The sequence below is a fragment of the Streptacidiphilus sp. BW17 genome (assembly GCF_041262485.1).
GTDB lineage: Bacteria > Actinomycetota > Actinomycetes > Streptomycetales > Streptomycetaceae > Streptacidiphilus.
Genome location: NZ_JBGCCR010000029.1, coordinates 40,509 through 63,351, shown reverse-complemented (window position 1 = coordinate 63,351; position 22,843 = coordinate 40,509). Strand labels below are relative to the sequence as shown.

18 protein-coding genes and 1 pseudogene are annotated in these 22,843 nt (G+C 72.8%); 7 read left to right on the top strand and 12 right to left on the bottom strand.

What is annotated here, in order from left to right:
• Window positions 1-26: 26 nt before the first annotated feature.
• The 6 genes from ABH940_RS28280 to miaA all read right to left on the bottom strand — a co-directional run bounded on the left by ABH940_RS28280 (window position 27) and on the right by miaA (window position 9,028).
• A complete protein-coding gene (locus tag ABH940_RS28280) occupies window positions 27-1,466 on the bottom strand; it encodes a diaminobutyrate--2-oxoglutarate transaminase family protein (protein WP_370071460.1) in 1,440 nt (479 codons plus the stop codon).
• 359 nt (window positions 1,467-1,825) lie between these two features.
• Window positions 1,826-3,358, bottom strand: coding sequence for a GTPase HflX (gene hflX, locus ABH940_RS28275; protein ID WP_370071459.1), 1,533 nt, complete (start codon window positions 3,356-3,358; stop codon window positions 1,826-1,828).
• A 28-nt stretch (window positions 3,359-3,386) separates the two neighbouring features.
• On the bottom strand, window positions 3,387-5,945 hold the full coding sequence (locus ABH940_RS28270; RefSeq protein WP_370106557.1) for a bifunctional (p)ppGpp synthetase/guanosine-3',5'-bis(diphosphate) 3'-pyrophosphohydrolase: 2,559 nt from the start codon (window positions 5,943-5,945) through the stop codon (window positions 3,387-3,389).
• A gap of 348 nt (window positions 5,946-6,293) precedes the next feature.
• Window positions 6,294-7,169, bottom strand: a complete 876-nt coding sequence (gene dapF / locus ABH940_RS28265; protein ID WP_370071457.1) for a diaminopimelate epimerase — start codon at window positions 7,167-7,169, stop codon at window positions 6,294-6,296.
• A 71-nt stretch (window positions 7,170-7,240) separates the two neighbouring features.
• Window positions 7,241-7,732: a hypothetical protein gene (locus tag ABH940_RS28260; RefSeq protein WP_370071491.1), complete on the bottom strand. Its 492-nt coding sequence runs from the start codon at window positions 7,730-7,732 to the stop codon at window positions 7,241-7,243.
• Between the two features lie 357 nt (window positions 7,733-8,089).
• Window positions 8,090-9,028, bottom strand: coding sequence for a tRNA (adenosine(37)-N6)-dimethylallyltransferase MiaA (miaA, locus tag ABH940_RS28255; RefSeq protein WP_370106556.1), 939 nt, complete (start codon window positions 9,026-9,028; stop codon window positions 8,090-8,092).
• 111 nt (window positions 9,029-9,139) lie between these two features.
• Between miaA and ABH940_RS28250 the strand changes: the two genes are divergently transcribed.
• Window positions 9,140-9,472, top strand: a complete 333-nt coding sequence (locus tag ABH940_RS28250; protein WP_370071455.1) for an antitoxin — start codon at window positions 9,140-9,142, stop codon at window positions 9,470-9,472.
• A 44-nt stretch (window positions 9,473-9,516) separates the two neighbouring features.
• Here the strand turns inward: ABH940_RS28250 and ABH940_RS28245 are convergent, their stop codons facing one another.
• Both ABH940_RS28245 and miaB read right to left on the bottom strand, forming a co-directional pair.
• Window positions 9,517-10,206 carry a class III extradiol dioxygenase subunit B-like domain-containing protein gene (locus ABH940_RS28245; protein ID WP_370106555.1) on the bottom strand — a complete coding sequence of 230 codons (690 nt, stop codon included), beginning with the start codon at window positions 10,204-10,206 and terminating at the stop codon, window positions 9,517-9,519.
• Between the two features lie 130 nt (window positions 10,207-10,336).
• On the bottom strand, window positions 10,337-11,923 hold the full coding sequence (gene miaB / locus ABH940_RS28240) for a tRNA (N6-isopentenyl adenosine(37)-C2)-methylthiotransferase MiaB (protein ID WP_370106554.1): 1,587 nt from the start codon (window positions 11,921-11,923) through the stop codon (window positions 10,337-10,339).
• A gap of 151 nt (window positions 11,924-12,074) precedes the next feature.
• Here miaB and ABH940_RS28235 point away from each other — a divergent pair, with 151 nt between their 5' ends.
• On the top strand, window positions 12,075-13,073 hold the full coding sequence (locus ABH940_RS28235; RefSeq protein ID WP_370071452.1) for a TAXI family TRAP transporter solute-binding subunit: 999 nt from the start codon (window positions 12,075-12,077) through the stop codon (window positions 13,071-13,073).
• 58 nt (window positions 13,074-13,131) lie between these two features.
• Here the strand turns inward: ABH940_RS28235 and ABH940_RS28230 are convergent, their stop codons facing one another.
• The 4 genes from ABH940_RS28230 to ABH940_RS28215 form a co-directional block, all read right to left on the bottom strand.
• Window positions 13,132-13,992, bottom strand: coding sequence for a MerR family transcriptional regulator (locus ABH940_RS28230; protein WP_370106563.1), 861 nt, complete (start codon window positions 13,990-13,992; stop codon window positions 13,132-13,134).
• A gap of 68 nt (window positions 13,993-14,060) precedes the next feature.
• Complete coding sequence (locus tag ABH940_RS28225) at window positions 14,061-14,861, bottom strand: alpha/beta fold hydrolase (protein ID WP_370106553.1); 801 nt, start codon at window positions 14,859-14,861, stop codon at window positions 14,061-14,063.
• 119 nt (window positions 14,862-14,980) lie between these two features.
• Window positions 14,981-16,447 (bottom strand): sensor histidine kinase, encoded by a 1,467-nt coding sequence (locus ABH940_RS28220; protein ID WP_370106552.1) that lies wholly within the window; start codon window positions 16,445-16,447, stop codon window positions 14,981-14,983.
• Between the two features lie 15 nt (window positions 16,448-16,462).
• Window positions 16,463-17,191: a response regulator transcription factor gene (locus ABH940_RS28215; protein ID WP_370071449.1), complete on the bottom strand. Its 729-nt coding sequence runs from the start codon at window positions 17,189-17,191 to the stop codon at window positions 16,463-16,465.
• Window positions 17,192-17,643: 452 nt separating this feature from the next.
• Here ABH940_RS28215 and ABH940_RS28210 point away from each other — a divergent pair, with 452 nt between their 5' ends.
• From ABH940_RS28210 to ABH940_RS28190, 5 genes and pseudogenes are all read left to right on the top strand, one after another.
• On the top strand, window positions 17,644-18,426 hold the full coding sequence (locus tag ABH940_RS28210) for an ATP-binding cassette domain-containing protein (protein WP_370106551.1): 783 nt from the start codon (window positions 17,644-17,646) through the stop codon (window positions 18,424-18,426).
• 186 nt (window positions 18,427-18,612) lie between these two features.
• A complete protein-coding gene (locus ABH940_RS28205) occupies window positions 18,613-20,319 on the top strand; it encodes an FAD-dependent monooxygenase (protein WP_370071447.1) in 1,707 nt (568 codons plus the stop codon).
• Window positions 20,320-20,739: 420 nt separating this feature from the next.
• Window positions 20,740-21,303 (top strand): cysteine dioxygenase, encoded by a 564-nt coding sequence (locus ABH940_RS28200; RefSeq protein ID WP_370071446.1) that lies wholly within the window; start codon window positions 20,740-20,742, stop codon window positions 21,301-21,303.
• A pseudogene (locus tag ABH940_RS28195) lies at window positions 21,297-21,698 on the top strand (rhodanese-like domain-containing protein); the annotation flags it as partial. The gene ABH940_RS28200 and the pseudogene ABH940_RS28195, both read left to right, overlap by 7 nt.
• Window positions 21,699-21,816: 118 nt before the next feature.
• On the top strand, window positions 21,817-22,821 hold the full coding sequence (locus ABH940_RS28190) for a serine/threonine dehydratase (protein ID WP_370106550.1): 1,005 nt from the start codon (window positions 21,817-21,819) through the stop codon (window positions 22,819-22,821).
• Window positions 22,822-22,843 lie beyond the last annotated feature (22 nt).

Genomic DNA, 22,843 nt, shown 5'->3' with positions numbered 1-22,843 from the left:
AGGCGGAGGCACTCCCTCGGTCATGGTCACGCCGCCCCTCCGGAGCGGGCGGCGGGGACCAGTTGACGGTGCCGGTCCGGCATGGCGGGCGCGCCGGACAGCACGCCGGCATCACGCGCGGCCGCTGCGATCGACTCCGCCAGCCGCTCCATCACCGCCTCCGCCTGTTCGTCCGTCATGGTCAGCGGTGGCAGCAGCCGGACCACCGAGCCGTACCGGCCGCCGAGCTCCACGATCAGGCCCCTACGCAGCGCCTCCGCCCGTACGGCGGAGGCGAGTTCAGGTGCGGCCGGGTGGGCCCCGAGCTCGTCCGGTGTGCCGGTGCGGTCGACCAGCTCGACGCCGAGCATCAGCCCACGTCCCCGGACGTCGCCGATGGCGGGCAGTTCGCGCTGGAGGCCGCGCAGCCGGGCCAGCATCCGGGTGCCGAGCTCGGCGGCGCGCTGCGAGAGACCCTGCTCGCTGACGAAGCGCAGCGTGGCCGCGCCTGCGGCCATGGCGAGTTGGTTGCCGCGGAACGTTCCGGCATGCGCGCCGGGCGCCCAGACGTCCAGCTCCGACCGGTACACGATCGCGGCCAGCGGCAGGCTGCCCCCGATCGCCTTGGAGACGACCATGACGTCCGGCTCGATCCCGGAGTGTTCGACGCCCCAGAAGGTCCCGGTGCGCCCGACCCCGGTCTGGACCTCGTCGACGATCAGCGGGATGCCGTGACGTGCGGTCAACTCCCGCTGCTCGACCAGCCACTCGTCCGGCGCGGCGATGACCCCGCCCTCGCCCTGGACGACCTCGACCAGCATCCCGGCGGGACGGTCCACCCCGGCCTTCGGGTCCTCCAGCAGGGACCGGGTCCACCGCGTCCCCAGCCGCGCGCCCGCCACGCCTCCGACGCCGAACGGGCAGCGGTACGCGTACGGGTAGGGAAGCCGGGTGACCGTTGCGCCACCCCCCTCAAGGGCAGCGCGAACGGCCGTGTCGCCGCTCGCGGCCAAGGCACCCGCGGTCTGCCCGTGGTACCCGCCGGTGAACGCCAGCAACCCGTCCCGCCCGGTCGCCAGCCGCACCAGCTTGAGCGCGGCCTCGACGGCGTCGGTACCGGCCGGGCCGCAGAACTGGATCCGCGCGCCCCGCGCGAAGGCGGGCGGAAGGGTCTCGAAGAGGGCGGTGGTGAACTCGTCCTTGACCGGCGTGGCCATGTCCAGCACGTGCAGCGGCGCCTCCGAGTCCAGCACGGAGCGGATGGCCTCCAGCACGACCGGGTGGTTGTGCCCGAGTGCGAGCGTGCCGGCGCCGGCGAGGCAGTCGAGGTAGCGCCGCCCGTCCGCGCCCTCGACGGTCATCCCTCTGGCCCGCACCGGGACGATCGGAAGTGAGCGCGCGTAGGTTCGCGCGGCGGATTCGCGTGCCGCCTGCCGTCCGAGGATCGCGGTCGCGCTGGTGCTCGTGGGCAGCGCCGTGGTGGACATGGCCTGACTACCTCCTGGCGGTCGGGGCGACGCGCGGCGGCGGGCTCCCACACCGTCCGGGACAACCACCCGAACGAGCAGGCCTCACAGCGGCGGCGCGCACCCCCTTCGGGTGACGTCCCGTTGGGCTAACGACCCAGCACCAGGAAGAGAAACGGTCGAGCACAAACCCCGCACATACGCGGGGAGCGGTAGTTGCACCACGGGAGGGGCGCGGGGAACTGCGCGACAAGCCACCCGAGGTGGTGAGTCGCCGATCGAGCAGCGCCATCCGGACAGGGTGGTTGCTCGCGCAGTTCCCGCGCCCCTAGAAAGTGCAACTACCGGCGGCAGCACACGAGATCAGCCCGCGCGAGCGGTCAGCTCTGTGCCACCACCGCGAAGCGCTCCAGCTCCGCTGCGAGATCGGCCAGGACCCTGGCCTTCAGCAGGGTGCCCTCGCCGATGTGGTCCTCGCTCAGGACCTCGCCGTCGCGGTGGACGCGCGCGACGAGGTCGCCGCGCGTGTACGGGACCAGCGCCGTGATCTCGATCGACGGGCGCGGCAGCTCGGACTCGATCAGCTGCAGCAGCTCGTCGATCCCGTGCCCCGTACGCGCGGAGACCGCGATCGCGTGCGGCTCGCGCCGCAGCAAGCGGGCCAGGACCAGCGGGTCGGCGGCGTCCGCCTTGTTGATCACGACGATCTCGGGCACGTTCTGCGCGTCGACCTCGACGATGACCTCGCGGACCGCGGCCAGCTGCGCCTCCGGCTCCGGGTGCGAGCCGTCGACCACGTGCAGGATCAGGTCGGACTCGCCGACCTCCTCCATCGTGGAGCGGAACGCCTCGACCAGGTGGTGCGGCAGGTGGCGGACGAAGCCGACGGTGTCGGCCAGGGTGTAGAGCCGACCGCCGGGCGTCTCCGCGCGGCGGACCGTCGGGTCCAGGGTGGCGAACAGGGAGTTCTCCACCAGGACACCGGCGCCGGTGAGCCGGTTGAGCAGCGACGACTTGCCGGCGTTGGTGTAGCCGGCGATCGCCACGGACGGGACGTGGTTGCGACGGCGCTCCTGGCGCTTGGTGTCGCGGGCGGTCTTCATCTCCGCGATCTCGCGGCGCAGCTTCGCCATCTTCTCGCGGATCCGGCGCCGGTCCGTCTCGATCTTGGTCTCACCGGGACCACGGGTGGCCATACCGCCACCGGAGGAGCCGGAGCCACCACCACCCATCTGCCGGGAGAGCGACTGCCCCCAACCACGCAGGCGCGGCAGCATGTACTGCATCTGCGCGAGCGCGACCTGGGCCTTGCCCTCTCGGGACTTGGCGTGCTGGGCGAAGATGTCCAGGATCAGCGCGGTCCGGTCCACCACCTTGACCTTGACGACGTCCTCGAGGTGGATCAGCTGGCCGGGACTGAGCTCACCGTCGCAGACCACCGTGTCCGCGCCGGTGGAGAGCACGATGTCGCGCAGCTCGTTGGCCTTGCCGGAACCGATGTAGGTGGCGGGGTCCGGCTTGTCGCGGCGCTGGATCACGCCGTCGAGGACGACGGAGCCGGCGGTCTCGGCGAGGGCGGCGAGCTCCGCGAGGGAGTTCTCCGCCTCCTCCGCCGTGCCGTCCGTCCAGACGCCGACGAGCACCACGCGCTCCAGACGCAGCTGGCGGTACTCGACCTCGGTGACGTCCTCGAGCTCGGTGGAGAGGCCGGAGACACGACGCAGCGCGGCTCGCTCGGAGCGGTCGAACTGGTCGCCGTCGTACTGGTTGGTGTAGAGCCGCCCGGGAATCCCGTCGATTCCCGCGAGGTCCTCGTCCATCAGGGCCTCTGCGCGCAGGTCGGCCGGGCGGCGGGCGCCGCGGCCGTGCTTCGTGTCGGCATCGGCGTCGCGGGATTCGAAGGTGGAGGTCATTGGATCCTTAAGCCAGTCGGTCGGGGCCCTACTCCCGCGACAGCTCGGGCTCGGAATGCCGGTGGCCGGCACGCCGTCGGGGCTGTGCGGAATCCCCCGCAGGAGACAACGCGGCAGGTCTGCCACGCATTCCCCTTGATGGTCGCACGCCCTCGCCCCCGGGGTCACCATCATTTCCCCCGTGCGTCCCCTCACCGGCAGGCCCACCATTGGGCCCTGCCGCGGCCCCGCCCGTAGACGTGCCGGTCGCCCCGCCCGCAGACCTGCCCGCGGATCCGGCGTCGGACCTGTCCGCGCCCCGGTTGGCCGGTACGGCCCGGTAGACGTCGTAGACGCCCGGCACCCGCAACATGACCCGCATCAGCTCCGGCAGTGCCTCGGGATCGGGCAGCTCGACCGTGTAGGTGTGGCGCACCCGCAGCTCCTGCGGCGGTTCGACCTCAGCCGAGATGATGTCGACGCCGATCCCGGACATGGCGGCGGTCAGGTCGGCCAGCAGCCGTGGCCGGCCGAGGGAGTCGGCCTGGACGGTGACCCGGTAGCCCGTCGGCGTCAAACTCTCCAGCCAGCTGGCCTCGACGGGGGCGCGTCCGGCCGCACGCATGGCGAGGCCAGTCGGGCAGTCGCCGCGGTGCACCGCCAGGGCCCCGCCGCGGATGGCGAAGGCCAGCAACTCGTCCGGCGGGAGCGGGGTGCAGCAGCGGGCCAGGCGGACCGTCGCGTCCGGCAGCGTGGGGGCGCTGACGACCGCCCGTTCGGTGTCGACGGGGCCGCCGCCGAGCAGTTGACGGCCGCGCGGCGGCCCGACCAGCGGGCCCGCGTGCAGCCGCGCGGACTCCTCCTGCCCGGGGTGCTCCGCCAGCCAGCGCTCGATGGCGATCCGGGCGCCCGGCGTACGGGCGTGCGGGAGCCACTCCGGCGCGGGACCAGCGGGCGGCTCGCCGGGAGGCTCGGTGAGCAGGTCGACCACGTCGCCGTCCTGCAGCGGCGTGGAGAGCGCGGCGAGCCGTCCGTTGACCCGCGCACCGAGACATCGGTGTCCGCGCTCCTCGCCCGCCGCGTAGGCCGCGTCGACGCCGGTCCCGCCCACCGGGAGCTGCACCCGCTCGGCGGGGGCGTGCTCCCGGGAGTTCTCGACCAGGACGGTGATCTCGCCGTCGCCCGCGAGGTCGGCGGTGAGCTGAGACCAGAAGGTGTCCGGGTCGGGCGTCTCGCGCTGCCACTCGAGCAGCCGCGAGAGCCAGCCGGGGCGGGCCGGGTCGGTGTGGTCCAGCGGATCGCGTCCCTCCGCGTCATCGGCCTCGCCGACCGACTGGGCGGACTGGGCGGACTGGGCGGACTGGGCAGTCTCGGCCGCCTCCGGGCCGAGCGCGGTGGCTGCTCCCGGGGCACCGAGGGCGACGACGCCGAACTCGGCGATCCGGTGCATCTGCCCGGTGCGCACCAACACCTCGACCACCTCGCCCTGTTCGGTGGTCACCGAGGTGTGCAGCGACTGGTAGAGGTTGAACTTGGGCGCGGCGATGAAGTCCTTGAACTCCCCGGCCAGCGGCGTCCAGCAGGTGTGCAGCTCGCCCAGGACCGCGTAGCAGTCGGCGTTCTCCTCGACGACGACCAGCAGCCGGGCGAAGTCGGTCAGGCCGAGCTCACTGCGGCGCAGCCGGGCGCGCTGGACCGAGACGCAGTGCCGCTGCCGGACGCTGACCTGCGCCGGAACCCTGGCCTCGCGCAGTTGGCGCCGCAGTTGCGCAGCGAACGCCTCCAGCGGATCCCCCGCCGACGCGGACGCCTGCTCTCCCGCGGCGGCGGCGAGCTCGTTGACGTGTGCCCGGAGCAGCGCCTTGGTGGCGCTGTACTCCTCGGGGTGGAGCGTGGCGAAGACGATGTCCTCCAGCTCCGACTTCACCACCTGGATACCGAGCCGCTCGGCGAGCGGGATCAGCACGTCGCGGGTGACCTTGGCGATCCGGATCTGGCTGGCCGGCTTCATATGACGGATGGTCCGCATGTTGTGCAACCGGTCCGCCAGCTTGATGACCATCACCCGGACGTCCTGTCCGGTGGCCACCAGCATCTTGCGGAAGGTCTCGGCCTCGGCCGCAGCGCCGAAGTCGACCTTCTCCAACTTCGTGACGCCGTCGACGAGATAGGCCACCTCGTCGCCGAAGCCCTCGCGCACCTGATCCAGCGTCATGGCCGTGTCCTCGACGGTGTCGTGGAGCAGGGCAGCGACCAACGTCGTGGTCTCCGCGCCGAGTTGGGCCAGGATCATGGCAACGGCGAGCGGGTGGGTGATGTAGGGCTCGCCGCTCTTGCGGGTCTGCCCGCGGTGGGACGCCTCGGCGACCTGGTAGGCGCGGCCCAGCAGGGCGACGTCCACCCCGCCATGCGGCTGCTGCAGCCGCATGGCACGCACCACCGGCTCCAGGGCGTCGGCGAGTTGCGAGCGTCCGCCCGCAAGCAGCGCCGCTATCCCCGCCCGCCCCAGCCCCGTCCTGCGGAACCCGGGCAGCGCACGCCCGAACGGGCGATCCGCGGGCCGGTCCGGGGACCGATCCCCGGGGCGGACGGCGACAGGGTCGGGCACGCCATCGCCCGGAAGGCCGTCCGAAAGCCCGTCCGGACTCTCGCCCGGGCGATCGGCGGGATGACCAGGAGCCCGATCTGCAGAGACGGTTCTGCGCCCCTCCAACGGGACGCCAGGTACGGCGTGGAGATCACCGGCATTCATGCGCACCTCCGGCAGCGATCACCGGAGCAGGCCGCAGCTCCGATGGTCCATGCTAGCGAGTGCAACACACACCGCGACGCCTCGTGTTCCCAACGTCACCTTGATCACCCGTTCGGGGGATTTGAACCGATTCCCACGGGGCATGCATAAAAGTTTCGATTTTTCGGCACGTGAAGCAACCGACAGCCGCCGGACCAGACCGCCCTACGCGTCGAGCCAGGAGGCGTCGAGCTCGCCCTCCGCGAGGACGACGGCTGGGCCGGTCATCTCGACCTCGCCGTCGGGCCGCTCGGTGATCACCAGGCGTCCGCCCGGCACGTCCACGGTGTACGTGACCGGCTCACCGGTCACCGCCGGGTCGACGCCGTCGCGCCGCGCGGTGGCGACCATGACGGCGCACGCGCCCGTCCCGCAGGAGCGGGTCTCCCTCGACCCGCGCTCGTGCACCCGCAGCGCGACGTGGCGCGGCGCGCGGTCCACGACGAACTCGACGTTCACGCCCTCGGGATAGGCGGCGGCCGGGGTCACCTCGGGTGCGTCGTAGAGGCTGCCCGCGTCGGCGAGGTCCTCGACGAAGGCGACCGCGTGCGGGTTGCCCATGTTCACGTTCCGCGCGGGCCAGCGGTGCGTGCCGACGGCCACCTCGATCCCCGTCTCCGGCCCGGGCAGTGCGGCCTTGCCCATCCGCACGGTGACGTCCCCGCTCTCGGCGACGTGCACCCGCTTGATCCCGCCACGGGTCGCCACGGCGAGGTCCCCCTGCGCGCAGAGCCCGGCCAGCACGAGGTAGCGCGCGAAGACGCGGACGCCGTTCCCGCACATCTCGGCGATGCTGCCGTCGGAGTTCCGGTAGTCCATGAACCACTCGGCGTCAGCGGCGTAGCGCTCCGCCTCGGGGTGCGCGGCGGACCGCACGACGCGCAGCACGCCGTCCGCGCCGATCCCCGCCCGCCGATCGCACAACCGCGCCACCTGCGGGGCAGTGAGCGCAAGCAGGCCGTCGGGGTCGGGGAGGATGACGAAGTCGTTCTCGGTCCCGTGGCCCTTGAGAAAGCGGATGCCCTTCACCGTGTCGTTCACGGCATCCATGGTACGGGCCTGAAGATCCAGCACCGCAGGCGAGACGTTGCACTACCCGCCGGCCTTGGTGCCTACCCGTGCAGGTGCGCCACGCGCCAGAGGCCCAGTGCCAGGAGGACGAGCGCGGTGGCCGTGTAGGCGAGCAACGGGCGCCAGCCCGCCTTGCGGCCGGAGCCCTGGCGCGGGAGGCCCGGCCAGCTGTAGCCCGCGCGACGCGCGGCCATCGCGCCCCACCCCGCGGACGCCGCGGTCAGCAGCAGACCGAGCATGCCGACCAGGCTGCCGCCGGAGTCGCCCGTACCACCGCCGCCCTCGAAGGCGAGCGGGAAGGCGAACATCAGTGAGCCCAGTATCGCCAGCGCCACGATCGGGAAGATCTGCCAGACCCGGAGCCGGCCCGCCGGGCGCAGCTCGCGACGGTGCAGCGCCTCCTCGTCCTGCTCGGGCAGGAACGGAAGAGGCGTCAGTTCCCGTGCGGAAAACTCACCTGCGGACACCGCGTCGTGATCCTCGGGCTCGAAGGGATCGTCGGGGAGTCGGTGCGTGTCGGGGCCGGTATCCATGGACACGCGGCCTCCCCTGCGCTTGTCGCCGGGGAGTTGCGCTCCACCGGACCACCGATGCTCTCGATGCTCGATGATGGCACGACGACCGCCTGCGGCGACGCCCGGCAAGGGCCTTCGCGGTGATCCGTGGCCATGACGTGATCAGGTCGTGACCGGGTGTCTCGGACATGGCTACAGACGTGCGAAAACCGCCTGAAAAGCGCCGCTCCGGTCACTCGACAACGCCCGCGCACCACCCGGCGCACGCGCCGCACACACCCGGCGCACGGCTCCCACCGAGGTCCGACGCCACCTTCCGGCGTCGTCGTTCGGCAACCGTTCAACACCCGTTCGGGGGCCATTCGGCAACCACCCTCAGAGCAGCGCGAGTGCCTGTTCCAGGAGGTCGTCCAGCGGCGCGGCGGTGTCGCGGTCGAGCCAGTTCACGCGTGGATCCCGTCGGAACCACGACTCCTGACGCCGTGCGAAGCGCCGGGTCGCCCGGACCGTCTCCGCACGGGCCGCGGCCTCCCCGTACTCGCCGTCGATCTGGGCCAACGCCTGCTGGTAGCCGAGCGCGCGCGAGGCAGTGCGGCCGTCCCGGAGGCCCTGCCGGGCCAGCGTCCCGACCTCGTCCAACAGCCCGTCCTGCCACATCCGGTCGACCCGGAGCGCGATCCGCTCGTCCAACTCGGGGCGCGGCAGCCGGACGCCGATCTGCACGGCGTCGTAGACGGACTCGTGGCCGGGCAGATTGGCAGTGAAGGGCAGACCGGTGATCTCGACGACCTCCAGGGCCCGGACGATCCGGCGGCCGTTGCTCGGCAGGATCACCCGCGCGGCCTCCGGGTCGACGGCGGCGAGGCGGGCGTGCAACACGCCCGGACCCTCCGTCGTAAGCTCCGCCTCCAGGCGGGCGCGGACCTCCGGGTCGGTGCCCGGGAAGTCGAGTTCGTCGATGGCGGCGCGCACGTACAGGCCGGAGCCGCCGACCAGGACGGGCGTGCGGCCCTGGGCGAGCAGCTCGTCGATGGAGGCGCGGGCGAGCCGCTGGTACTCGGCGACGCTCGCGGCCTCGGTGACGTCCCAGATGTCCAGCAGGTGGTGCGGCACGCCCTCGCGCTCGGCCATGGTGAGCTTCGCGGTGCCGATGTCCATGCCCCGGTAGAGCTGCATGGAGTCGGTGTTCACCACCTCGCCGCCCAGCTTGTGGGCGAGGGCGACGCCGAGGTCGGACTTTCCGACGGCCGTCGCACCGACGACCGCGATGACGCGCGGAGCCGCGACAGGAGAAGGGGACGAAGGACTGGTCACCCCCCTAGTCTGGCAAATCCCCGCACCGGAAATACCATATGGACATGGATGGGCTGTATGCCCGATTTGGCGACCCGGGTCAGGCGGCCCGGCACACGAAACGGAGCGGTCATGGGCCTCACGGATTCCCTGAAGGGCGCGCTGGACCAGGCCTCCAAGAAGGCCACTGAGTACGCGGGCAGCCACAAGTCGCAGATCGGTGCAGGCCTCGACAAGGTCGGCGACATGGCCGACAAGGCAACCAAGGGCAAGTACCACTCCCAGATCCACCAGGGCAGGGACAAGGCCAAGGACGCCGTCAACAAGTTCGGCGGCGCGAAGGACACCATCCCGGGGGAGGCCACGGAGAAGCCCGCCGAACCCGGACAGACGGGCCGGCCCGGCGACACCGGCTCAGCCGGCCAGACCAGCGAGACTGGCGAGACCGGGGGGACCAACCCCTGATCACCGGAGAGAAGCCCTGATCAACTGAGACGCGGGAGGCGACCTCAGACCCAGGAAGCGACGAAGTAGCCGACGCCGTACGGCGCGTCGTCGAAGAGCAGTCGGGCGGCGGAGATGGCAGAGCCCTCCGCCGCACCGCTCAGCACCTGCCAGGGCGCACGCCCGGACACCATCAGCTCGAAGGCCAGCTCGGAGTCGAGCGACGGCAGTTCGCCCTCGGCCAGCCCCGCGGCGACGGCCTTGTCGAAGGGCTCGGCCCGCTCGTCCAGGTAGCCGGGGGCCTTGAGGGTCCGGCGGGCACTGCCTTCGCCCAGGACCAGCACACCCACCCGTTCGGCGGAACGGGCCAGCTCCAGGCCGTTCTCGCGGCAGAGCGTCTGCTCCAGATAGTCGGGGACGGCGAGCCCGAAGGCGGGACCGTCCCAACCGGCCCGTTCCAGCAGCCAGGCACCCACGGCGAGCGACGCCGGGAGCGTCTCGGACGCCTCGCCCTCGCCCAGGCCCATCGTGACGTCCACACCGAAGCTCCGGAAGCCGCCGACTCCACCGTGATCGAACATTCGGTGCTCGGCGCCCGGCCCCACCACCCAGATCCGCGACGGCGCTGCCGCGAGCAGCGCGGTCAGTGCCTCGTCGCAGGCGGCCCGCAGGCCGTCCAGCTCCGGCGCGGCCCCCACAGCGACCTCAGGCACGAGCAACGGCGGGCAGGGGCAGACGGCAGCGGCAACCAACATGCCTCAAGACCCTACCCGCAGAAGTTGCACAGGCCGGGGGCGGGGATCTGCGGGTATCTGCAGGCGAGGAACCAGGCAGCTGCTCAGGGGCACGGGGCTCAGGTGGTGCCCCGCCCCTCTCAGCGGGCGGTCAGCAGGCGCAGCCCTTGGCCTCCGCCACCGGGAGCGGCGCGGGAGCGCCGATCGTCGGGAGGCCCAGCATCACGCCGACGGGCTTCGCCGCCTCCGCGGGAGCCGCCTGGCGGCGCTCCCACGCGTCACCGGCGCGGGTGCGGCGGACGGCGAGGGCCGGACCCTCGGCCAACAGGTGGTGGGGCGCGGCGTAGGTGATCTCGACGGTGACGACGTCGCCGGGTCGCACAGCGAGCCCGGCGTCGGACAGCACAGTGCCGGGACGGACCGGCTCCTCGGGACGCGTGCTGTGCTGGTCGTTGGTCCCTCGCAAGCTCGGGACGAAGTGCACCAGCCGGTTGTCGGGCGCACGCCCGGACAGGCGCGCGGTGGCCCCGTCCTTGCGGCCCTCGCCCTCGGCGACCAGGACCTCCAGCGTCCGGCCGACCTGCTTCTTGTTCTCCTCCCAGGAGATCTGCTCCTGCAGCTCGACCAGCCGCTCGTAGCGGGCCTGGACGACGGCCTTGGGAACCTGGTTCTCCATCTCCGCCGCCGGAGTCCCCGGGCGCTTGGAGTACTGGAAGGTGAAGGCCTGCGCGAAGCGGGCCTGGCGGACGACCTCCAGCGTCTGCTCGAAGTCCTCCTCGGTCTCGCCGGGGAAGCCGACGATGATGTCGGTGGTGATCGCCGCGTCCGGCATGGCGGCCCGCACCCGCTCGATGATGCCGAGGTAGCGCTCCTGCCGGTACGAGCGGCGCATCGCGCGCAGCACGTCGTCGGACCCGGACTGCAGCGGCATGTGCAGCTGGTGCATCACGTTCGGCGTCTCGGCCATGGCGGCGATGACGTCGTCGGTGAAGTCCTTCGGGTGCGGGGAGGTGAAACGGACCCGCTCCAGGCCCTCGATCTCGCCGCAGGCGCGCAGCAGCTTGCCGAAGGCCTGGCGGTCGCCGATATCGGAGCCGTAGGCGTTCACGTTCTGGCCGAGCAGGGTGACCTCGACGACGCCCTCGTTCACCAGCGCCTCGACCTCGCCCAGGATCTCGCCGCTGCGGCGGTCCTTCTCCTTGCCGCGCAGGGCCGGGACGATGCAGAAGGTGCAGGTGTTGTTGCAGCCGACCGAGATCGAGACCCACGCGGCGTAGGCGGACTCGCGTCGGGTGGGCAGCGTGGAGGGGAAGACCTCCAGCGACTCCAGGATCTCGACCTGGGCCTCCTCCTGGACCCGCGCGCGCTCCAGCAGCGCGGGGAGGTGGCCGATGTTGTGGGTACCGAAGACGACGTCGACCCAGGGCGCCTTCTTGACGATGGTCTCCCGGTCCTTCTGCGCCAGGCAACCGCCGACGGCGATCTGCATGCCCGGACGCCCGGACTTCACCGAGGCGAGCCGGCCCAGGTTGCCGTAGAGGCGGTTGTCCGCGTTCTCGCGCACGGCACAGGTGTTGAACACGACCACGTCCGCGTCGCCGCCCTCGGCGGCCCGGACGTAACCGGCGTCCTCCAGCAGACCGGAGAGGCGCTCGGAGTCGTGGACGTTCATCTGGCATCCGTAGGTGCGGATGTCGTACGTCTTGGAAGTGTCAGCGGAAGCTTCTGCGGTACCCACGCACCCAAGGGTACGGGCAGTGGAAACCCGCCAGATCCGGGCGGGATCCGCGCTCGGTCGGCGTTCGGCGCGCGTCCGGTCCGCACTCGGCACGCGTCCGAAGCGCGAACAGGCCCTTGGCCCGGGGGCTCGTGGCTGGCAGGATCCCGGCATGTCCCTGACCCTGCTGCGCCGACTGCGCCTCCCGCTGGCCGTGGTGGTCGTCTGCGCGGTCGGCCTCGGGCTGTGGCTGGGGGCCAGTGGAGGGCCCGGGTATCCGACCGGCACCTACCGGATGGCGACGGGTACGCAGTCCGGCGTCTACGCCCTCTACGGCACGCTGCTCGACTCCGCCGTCCACAAGGAACTGCCCGGTGTCGACCTGAAGCTGGACCCGACCGCGGGCGGGCCGGAGAACCTCTCCCGGATCATCTCCGGCCAGGACGACTTCGGCATCGCCACGGCCGACGCGGTGTCGAACTACTCGGGCCCCGGCAAGTCGCAGCTGCGCGCGCTGGGCGAACTCTACGACGACTACGTGCAGTTGGTCGTCCCGACAGACTCGCCGATCCACCGGGTGGCCGACCTGCGCGGTCACCGGGTCGGGACCGGTCAGGCGGACAGCGGCGTCGAGTTGATCGCCCGCCGGATCCTCGCGGTATCCGGACTCACGCCGGGACGCGACCTGACCTCCGTGCCGCTCGGTATCGAGGACGCGCCCGCCGCGCTGGAGCAGCACCGGATCGACGCGTTCTTCTGGTCCGGCGGTCTGCCGACCGGCGGCGTCACCGACCTGATGCGGCGGGACCACGTCCGCCTGGTGCCGCTGGGCGGCCTGGCCGCCCAGATGGACGCGCTCGCGCAGAAGCAGGACGGGGGCACGGACGACATCCAGATCTACCGCACCTCGACCATCCCGACCTCGGCCTATCCGGGCAGCCTGCCGGACACCCCGGTCTCCACCCTGGCGGTGGCCAACCTGATGGTCACCCGGGCCGACGTGCCCGACGCGCTGGTGGAACGAATCACCGAAGTGATCATGAACAGCCGCGACAGCATCGGCCAACAGGTCCACGCCGCCCAGCTGGTGGACATCCGCTCGGCCATCTACACCGACCCGCTGCCGCTGGCCGACGGCGCCCGCCGGTACTACGTCTCGGTCAAGCCCTGAGCGTCTGGGTCAGGCCCTGAGTGTCTCGGTCAGGCCCTGAGCGCTGAGCGGAATGCCGTCACAGTTCCTTGGCGAGGGCCTCGCCAAGGCCGGAGGGCAGGAAGTTGACGGAGGCCTCCAGCAGGACGGTCGCCTCGGTGCGCATCGCGCGCGCCAGTTCGGCGTCGACCGCGGCCTGGGCGAGCGGGCGCAGGCGGCGGACGGCCTCGGCGGCACGGGCCGCGTCCGCGTCGGTGAGCGGGGTCGCCCCGACGTAGCGGGAGAAGACCTCGACCGCGCTGAACTGGACGAAGCGGCGGGCGAGATGGCCGATGTCGCGGCGCAGCTCCTCCAGGTGCGCGACGCTCGCGGCGAGCGGCACGCCGAGGTCGTACAGCTGGGCCGCGACCTCCAGCTCGGCCGGGCTGGGCACGCGGTAGGCCTCGGCCGGACACCCCTCCACAGCATCGTCGTGACCGACTTCAGCGGCCGGATCCGCGCCCTGCTGCGCCCCCTGCTCCGCGTCCTGCTCCGGAACCAGCACGCCCAGGCGGAGGGCGGCGGCTATCGCCTCCGGGTCCTCGACGCCGCCGAAGCGGGCGCGCAGCTCGGCGCGGGTGATCCGGCCGGGCTTCTCGTCGGTCCAGGGCGCGGTCACCTCCGCCACCAGGCCGAGCACGCCCCCGAGGCCACTGCCGTCCTCCCAGGCATCGAGGAGTTCCTTGATCCCGGCCAGGGTGTGGCCGCGGTCGAGCAGCCCGGCGATCAGCTGCAGCCGCTCCAGGTGAGAGGCGTCGTAGACGTTCGCCCGGCCGCGTCGGTCGGCGCGGGGCAGCAGGCCGCGGTCCTGGTAGGCCCGGACGTTGCGCACCGTGGTGCCGGCCGCCTGGGCCAGGTCGTCGATCAGGTACTCGTCGCGCGACCGGGGCGCCTTGCCCATGGCGTCCATGGTGTCGATGGCGTCTTCCTCCACAGTGCCCGCAGCCTCTCTCCGGTGGTGAGCCGAGCTCAGCTCGCGCGCGCTTCCTTCACGTGATCTACGCGCTTGACCGACGGGATGCTACCCACCCGGACCTGGTCGACGAATTCGGCGACCCATCCGGCGACCTGTCCGGGCCGGGTGAGCGGCAGCCGGTCGCCCGGCCCGACCGCGTCGACCGTGCGGCGGTGCAGCACCGGGGTCCACCGATCGATGTCCTGGTAGAGCCGCGAGGAGAGGTACGGGTCGTGTTCGGGCAGGACCACCTGCACCGGGACGTGCGCGACGCGGTCCTCCAGGGGCTCCGGCGCCCGGGAGTACAGGTTCGCGCGGTAGAGCCAGGCGCCCTGCTCGGCGAGGGCCCACAGGTTGGCGGGCGTGGGGTGCCGCAGCCGGTCGCGGGCCCAGAGCGCGGCGTGGTCCAGGCAGGGGCCGGAGATGCTGGTGAAGGAGGCCAGTCCGCCCTGGAGCCGGGGCGAGGTGGCGAACTCCCAGCCCTGCGCCGAACCCCAGCCGTGGCCGATCAGGTGGACCGGTCCGTAGGGGGCGAGTTCGTCGAGGACGGTCAGGAAGTCCTCCTCCAGCCGCGCGAGCGCGTAGTGACGGCGTCTCGGCGGCGGCGCGGAGGAGCGACCGGCGCCCCGGGCGTCGTAGGCGACGACGTGGTAGTCGGCGGCGAGCCGCGCCATGACCGGTTCCCAGACCTCACGGCAGTCGGGGAACCCGTGCAGGAACCAGAGAGTCGGTCGGACCGGATCACCCGCCTCGACGACGGCCAGCTCCACGCCGTCGTCGGTGACGACGCGATGCTCCCGGGCGCCTTGGATCATGACCCTCCTCGTACGGGGCGGCGAGGCACGTTCCCAGCGATCTTTCTCAGCGGTCAATGTGTCAGTGCTTGATGGCGCGGTCAATGCTCCTGACGTGATCGGCGACCGGTGATCGGCGGTCAGTGGCCGGGACCGGGGCCGGGACCAGGACCGGCCTCCGCGCCCGGGAGGGTCAACATGACCGTCAGGCCGCGCGGGTGGTGCGGCTCGAAGCCCAATGCACCGCCGTTGGCGGCCAGCAGGGCGCGGGCGATCGAGAGGCCGAGGCCGGAGCCGTCGACGTTCTGGTGCCGTGGGCTGCGCCAGAACCGGTCGCCGATCCGGGCGAGCTCCTCCTCGTCCAGGCCCGGCCCGGAGTCGCTGACGCGCACCACCACGCCGTCCGGTCTGCCGGCAGCGGCCGTCCCGGCCCCGTCGAGCGCCGTGACCCGGACCCGGACCGCCTCGCCCCGCGGCGTGAACTTGAGCGCGTTGTCCAGCACCGCGTCCAGCGCGCTGCCCAGACCGACCGGATCGGCCAGCGCGGCAAGCGGCGCGAGCGGGGGCGTCCACTCCAGGCGCACGCCGCGCTCGTGCGCCAGCGCGTGCCAGCCTCCCACGCGCTCGGCCACCAGGGCGCAGACGTCCGTCGGTGCGACGACCGGGCCCGCGTTCTCGGCGCGGGCCAGGCCCAGCAGGTCGTCCAGCACCTGGGCCAGTCGGCGGCCCTCGACGCGGACCCCGGTCAGCTCGGCCTCGTGGCCCTCGGGCAGTTCCATGCCGAGCGCCTCGACCCGGAGCATCAGCGCGGCCAGCGGATTGCGCAGTTGGTGCGAGGCGTCCGCGACGAAGGCCCGCTGTTGGTCGAGCACCTCCTCGACGTGGTCCGCCATCTCGTTGAACGCCCGCGCCAGCCGCCGCAGTTCGGGCGGCCCTCCGGCGGGCGCGACGCGGGAGGCGAGACGCCCCGTGGCGATGTCGTGGGTGACCGTGTCCAGGTCGTGGACCGGTCGCAGCACCCAACGGGTCAGCGCGACGGCCGCGCCGACCGCGAAGAGGATGGCCAGCGCCTCGCCGCCGATCAGCCAGAGCCAGCCGGTGAGGATCCGCGCCCGCAGCGCGTCCGTCGGCGACTCGGTGACGATCACCGCCACCACGTCGCCGTCCCAGACCACCGGTGAGGCGATGACCAGTTGGGCGCCGGCGCCCTCCCAGGGCCACGCCTGGGCCGGGTCGTGGCTGCGGCGGCCGTCCAGCGCCTCGCGGAACGGGTCGGCGGAGAGGCCGGTCGCGGCGTTCTGCCAGGTGGTCGGATAGGCGTGCACGGCACGCCCGTTGAGGTCGAAGACCCCGGCCGCGACGCCGTAGACGTCGTGGTAGCGGCGCAGCTCGGAGTCGAGTTCGCGCTGCTGCTCCTCGGCGGTCGGGGTTCCGGCCTGGCCGAAGGGGTTCTGGGCCAGCGCGGCGAAGCGGGCGGCGTCGTCGATCCGGTCGACCACCACCAGTTGCTGCTCGCCCTGCGCCTCGCTCACCGCGAGCGGCACGCCGAGGGCGGCCAGCACCGCGACGAGCAGGGCGAGCAGGATGCCGAGCAGACGGGTACGCATGGAGCGGCTGCCGCCTCAGTCGCGGACGAGGTGCGTGGGCACGGCCAGCTTGTAGCCGATGCCGCGCACCGTCTCGATCAGCCCGGGCAGGCCGAGCTTGCGCCGCAGCGACGCGACATGGACCTCCAGCGACCTGGCGGTCCCGTCCCAACTGCTGTGCCACACCTCGCTGATGATCTGCTCACGCCGGAAGACGACACCGGGGCTCTGCGCGAGCAGCGTCAGCAGCTCGTACTCCTTGCGCGTGAGCGCGACGTCCTCGCCGCGCACCACCGCGCGCCGTGCGGCCTGGTCCAGCTCCAGGCCGAAGGCCCGGCGAAGCATCGCGATCGGGTCCTCGGCCGGGGACTGCGGCGTTGCGGACGCCGGACGGGCGGCGCTGTCGCGCCGCGCCACGGCGTGGATCCGGGCGAGCAACTCCCCCATGTCGTAGGGCTTGACGATGTAGTCGTCGGCACCGATGTTGAGGCCGTGGATCCGGTCCCTGACCTCGGACCGGGCGGTGACCATGATCACCGGGATGCCGCAGCGCCGCCGGATCTGGTCGCAGACCTCGAAGCCGTCGCGGTCGGGCAGCCCGAGGTCCAGCAGCACCACCCGGAACGGCGGACGACCGTCCGGCACCAGCGCGTCCAGCGCCTCGTTGCCCGAACGGGCATGGCGCACTTCAAAACCGTGCTTGCCGAGCACCGTGACCAGTGCGGCGGCCACGTGCTCGTCGTCCTCGACGAGGAGCAGGCGCATCGGGTCAATCCTCCGGATTCCGATTGTGGTCCATTTCTCGTTCACGTCTCGTGTGACGCATCCACTCCCAGATGACGGCCTCGGGTCAAGGGGCAGAGGCGGACGCGCGGAGACCGTTACCGAGCTGCGATGATCACGCCGGACCGGCGGCCGGAGCCGCACCGAGGCGAGGACCGGGGCCGGACCGGGGTCGGCATGGGGCCGGACCGGACCGGGTCGGCGCGGGGTCGGGACCGGGTCGGCGCGGGGGTCGAGCCGGGGCGGGACCAGGTCAGGGTGGGTCCAAGATCCTCAAATCCCCCTCAGATGTGCACTGGCGGTCCTCCGCCCACCGTAGAGTCGACCTGTCGGTCCGTACCCGGACGAGCCGGACACCCGCCGACGCCACCCTCGCAGCACGGCTCACCGCTCGACTGCGCCACCTGGACCAGCGAAGAAGGAGTCGGTCGACGATGGCCCCCGCCGCGGCGCAGCAGTCCGGGCTGCTGAGCGTGCGAGGCGTCAGCAAGCGCCACGGCATCGTCCAGGCGCTGGACGCGGTCGACCTGGATCTCCAGCCGGGCGAGGTGGTCGCGCTGGTCGGCCCGCCGGGCGCCGGGAAGACCACGCTGTGCCGGGCCATCCACGGGACCGAGCCCATCGACTCCGGGGTGATCCTGCTGGACGGCACGCCGCTGCCCGCACGTGGGAGTGCGCTCCGCGCGGTCCAGGCGGACATCGGACTGGTTCCCTTCCCCGACCCGTGGGTGCGCGGCCCGCGCCTCCTGCCGCGCTGCCCTCCGGCGCTTCGTCGCACCGTGCTGGGCGAGCTGACCCGGGCCCAGGTCCGCGCCCGCGGCGTCACCCCGCAGGAGGCGGAGCGCCGCGCCCTCGCCGAGTTGGACCGGGTGGGGGCCGCCGGCGCCGCCCCGCTGGTCCGGGCCGGGCTGAGCGAGAGCTGCCGCACCCGCGTCGCGCTGGCCCGGGCTCTGGCCCTCGACCCCAAGGTGTTGCTGGTCGACGAGCCGACCCCGGCCCTGCACGACCTGACCAGGGAGCTCACCCGCGAACTGGCGGACGACGGGCTGGCCCTGCTGATCGTCACCGAGGAGCCGGACCTCGCCCACGACACCGCCGACCGGGTCCTCTTCATGAACGCCGGACGCATCGTCGAGTCCGCTCCCCCGGCCGAGTTCTTCTCAGCCCCGCGCACCTCCCGCGCCCGCGACTTCGTCTCCCGCCTGCTGCGTCGCTGAGCCGTGCCGCCGAGCCGGCCGCCGAGGGGGCCGCTGAGCGGTGCCGCCGAGTGCTGGTGAGGGCCGCCGCGGCGGGTCGGCGGACGGGCCCAGGAATCGAACATCATCGCGCATGCGTGTGAAGTGAACCGGCGTACGCCCGACGCTGCTTGACGGGGTAGCAGCTGATCTGGTGCATTTCCTTCTATGACTGGCCCCGCCCATTCCGGATCCGACCCTGTGATCATCGCCGGTGCCGGTCCTGTCGGCCTCGCGATGGCGCTCGCCCTCGCCCGGCACCAGGTGCCGAGCATCGTCGTCGACGAGGGCAGCGGGGTCTGTCCGGAGGGGTCCAGGTCGACGGTGCTGCGGGCCGACACGGTCGGCTTCCTGCAACGGATCGGGTACACGCGGGTGGTCGCGGACGGGCGGGGCTGGACCGCCTGGCGGACGCTGCGCCGCAACCGCGAACTGCTGACCGTCCCGTTGCAGCAGGACGACGTGCTGCACCTGGCGCACCACCGGCTGCTGCGCGGCCTGCGCGACGCCGTCTCGGCCACCCCACTGGTGCAACTGATCACCGAGTCCGCCGTGTTGGAGCTGGAACACGACGCGGACTCGGTCAGCGTCCACACCGAGCAGACCTGGCTGCGCGGCAGCCACCTGGTCGGCTGCGACGGCCCCCGCTCGACGGTCCGCAAGCGGCTCGGACTGCGCTTCCCCGGCAGGGCCGCCGCCGACCACTACGCGCTGGCCACCGTCCGCGCCGACCTTCCGTTCCCGGGCGAGGCGCAGCTGCACCGCGATCCCCCGCGCGGCCCGGGTGGGCCGGGAGCACGCGAGGTGACCGCGCGCCCCCTCCCCGACGGGGTGTGGCGGCTCGACTGGCGGCTGCCGACCCGCGCCCCCGCGCTCACCCCCGACCAGCTGATCGAGCAGCTGCGCGCCAGCCTCTCGGCCTGGAACGGCGGCGCCGTGCCGTCCTACGAACTGATCTCCACCGCCGACTACGTGGTCCAGCAGCGCCTGTCGACCCGCTTCCAGGTCGGCCGGGTCTTCCTGGCCGGAGACGCCGCCCATGTGCTGGGCGCGCTGGGCATGCAGAATCTCGACGAGGGGCTGCGCGACGCCGACAACCTCGCGTGGAAGCTGGGCCTGGTCTGGCACGGCTGCGCGCCCGAGGAGTTGCTCACCAGCTACCAGCAGGAGCGGCGCGGGGCGGTGATCGCCCGGCTCCGCGCGGTCGACCAGGCCATGCCGCTGCTCCAGCCGAGCACGCCGCTGCTCGAAGCGCGACGCAGCCTCCTGTCCGGCTCGCTGCGCCGCAACGCGCCGCTGCTCTCCGACGGCACCCTCGGCACCGGTCGGCTCGGCGGCGCGCCCGCCTACCCGCAGCGCTCCCGTCCCGCGCTGACGCCCGCGCTCGCCCCGACCAGCCCTGGCGTGCTGGTCCCCGACTTCACGGTGGTCACCGCCGACGGCGCCAAGGACCGGCTGCGGGCGCGGCTCGGACGCGGCTTCCTGGTGGTGCTGGTGGCCCCCGGTACGGGGGTGTGGGCCAGCGAGCACTGGCTCGGCGCAGGTCTGATGCCGCAGCTGACCGAGGCGACCGAAGCCCTGCCGCTGCCGGCCGAACTGCTGGTCACCGAGGCCTATCCGGGCGCCGCTCCGCACACCGTGCTGCTGATCCGTCCGGACGGCCACCTGGTTGCCGCCCTGCACGGCTGCCGTCCCGAGGAGCTCTACGACCTGGCCGACCGCGCCCGCAGCGGCCCGGCCGACCTCCCCGCCCCGCACGGGGGCACGGCGGACGCCGACGACGCGGGTGAGTCCGGTGACCAGGGCGGCTCCGGTGGCGCGGGTGGAGCCGCGCGCGCTCCTGCGCGTGAGCGACTGAGCGCGGGTCGTCCTTGACCGTCGCTCAGCCCCGTGCTCTACTCGCGACATGAGGATCATGAGCGGGTGGGCTGTCCGCAGCGCACGACCGGACGACGTCCGGTGCCCCCGCCTGTCCTGTATCCCGGGCTGACCTGACGCCCGGCCGGAGAAGCACGCTCCCCCTCTCCCACCGTCGTCATGGACGGCCCTTCACAGAGCCCCGCGCACCCCGCGTGCCGCGACATGGCCTGATGTTTCGCTGAACGCACGGACGACGTGCTGTCGTCACTTCGCGTTGCTGTGCGTTCCCTCACGTCCGTCCGCACGTCCGGCAGGTCCGGCACGTCCAGCATGTCCGGCATATCCGGCAGGTCCGGCAGCGCAACGGCTCTGCTTCGCTGTGCCCACTGGCCCGTTGACCGGTTCGTTCACCACTGACGCCTTCGAGGACGCCACATGCACGACTCCCTCGCGCCCGTATCACCGCCCGTATCACCACCCGTGTCACCGCCTGCATCCCCGCCCGCGACGCTCCCGACCCTCACCGACCTGCTCGCCTTCGCGCGGACGGCCGCCGCCGATCCGGCCGTCACCGCCCGCCTGACGCTCCATCCGACCGAGCGGACCTGGGTCCGCCTGGACGGACCGGGCGGCAGCGAGGCGTGGGTCATCGGCTGGCCACCGGGGTCCGAGACCGGTTGGCACGACCACGGCGGCTCGAGCGGGGCCTTCGTCACCGCCAGCGGCCGACTCAGTGAACTCTCCCTGGTGATGCCGCTGCCGACCGTCGGCTGGCGCAGCCTGGAGCTGGAGGACGGCGTCGACCGACAGCGCACCCTGGGCCCCGGGGCCGGGCGCTCCTTCGGCCCCCACCACGTCCACCAGGTGATCAACCCCGCCACCGACCGGCACGCCGTCTCGGTGCACTGCTACTACCCGCCGCTGCCTGAGCTGCGCCGCTACGCTCGGGCAGGCGACGTCCTGCGACTGGCGCGGGTCGAGGGGAGGACGGACTGGTGAGCACGCCGGACGCACCCCTGGGCATCGACGCCCTCCTGGAGCAGGAACGGGACCATCTCCACCGTCTGACCCCGCATCAGGCCGCCGATGCCGCAGCGCAGCAGGACGCGCTGCTCGTCGACATCCGCTACGCCGCCCTGCGGGACCGGGACGGCCTGATCCCGGGCGCGCTCGTCGTCGAACGCAACGAGCTCGAATGGCGACTCGACCCCCTCTGCGCCTACCGCGCACCGGAGGTGCGGCATGATCACGACCGTCTGGTCGTCGTGGTCTGCAACGAGGGCTACGCCTCGTCCCTCGCCGCCCGCTCCCTGCACGCGCTCGGTCTGCACCGCGCCACCGACCTGGTCGGCGGCTTCCAGGCCTGGGCCGCCGCCGGACTCCCGGTGATCGCCCCGAGCCCGCAACCGGCGGGCGCCGGACCGGCGGACGCTGAACTGGCGGACGCCGGACCGGCGGACGCCGGACCGGCGGACGCGTAACAGGCGGATGCGTGAGCGCGGGACGTGCCGCATGCCGACGTGTAGCGTGCCGGGGGTGACCAGCACTCCCACCGCCCTGATCGGACCCGCCGACATCGACGCGGCAGCGGAGCGCATCGCCGGGCAGGTGCGCCCGCTCGCGCTGGCCGAGGCGGCGCCCGGCGCCTTCTGCCCACCCGGCTCCGACGCGACGGTGTTGCTGGCGCTGGAGTTCCTGCAGTACACCGGCACCTTCAAGGCCCGTGGCGCGGCCAACCTCGCCGCCTTCCACCGTGACGCGGGCACCATGCCGGAGGCGGGCATCACCATCGCCTCCGGCGGCAACGCGGGCCTGGCCTGCGCCTGGGCGGCGCGGGCCACCGGGACCCGGGCGACCGTCTTCGTGCCGGTCACCGCGCCTGCGGTCAAGGTCGCCAAGCTGCACGAGTACGGCGCGGAGGTGCGTCAGGTCGGCACCGAGTACGCCGAGGCGCTGGCCGCGTCGGTCGAGCACGCCGAGAAGACGGGCGCACTGCTCTCCCACGCCTACGACAACCCGCTGATCGCGGCGGGCGCGGGCACGCTGACCCGGGAACTTCTCGCGGCCGTCCCCGATGTCGACACCGTCGTCGTCTCCGTCGGCGGAGGCGGCCTCTTCGCCGGAACCGCCGCTGCTGCTGCCGCGGCGGCCGACCGCGGGATGCGCGTCCTCGCGGTCGAGCCGGAGAACTGCCGGGCCCTCAACGCGTCGGTCGAGGCCGGCGGCCCGGTCGACGTCACCGTCGACTCCGTCGCCGCAGACGCGCTCGGCGCACGCCGGGTCTCCCGGACGGCCTTCGAGCTCGCCACCCGGCCCTATGTGTCGAGCGTCCTGGTCAGCGACGCCGACATCGTCGCCGCGCGACGATCGCTCTGGTCCGCCCACCGGCTTGCGGTTGAGCACGCCGCCGCGGCTGCGCTGGCGGCACTCACCAGTGGCGTGCACACCCCCGCCTGCGGCGAGAAGATCGCCGTTGTCCTCTGCGGCGCCAACACCGACCCGAGCGACCTGGCCTGACGCACCACCACCCGGCGCGCGG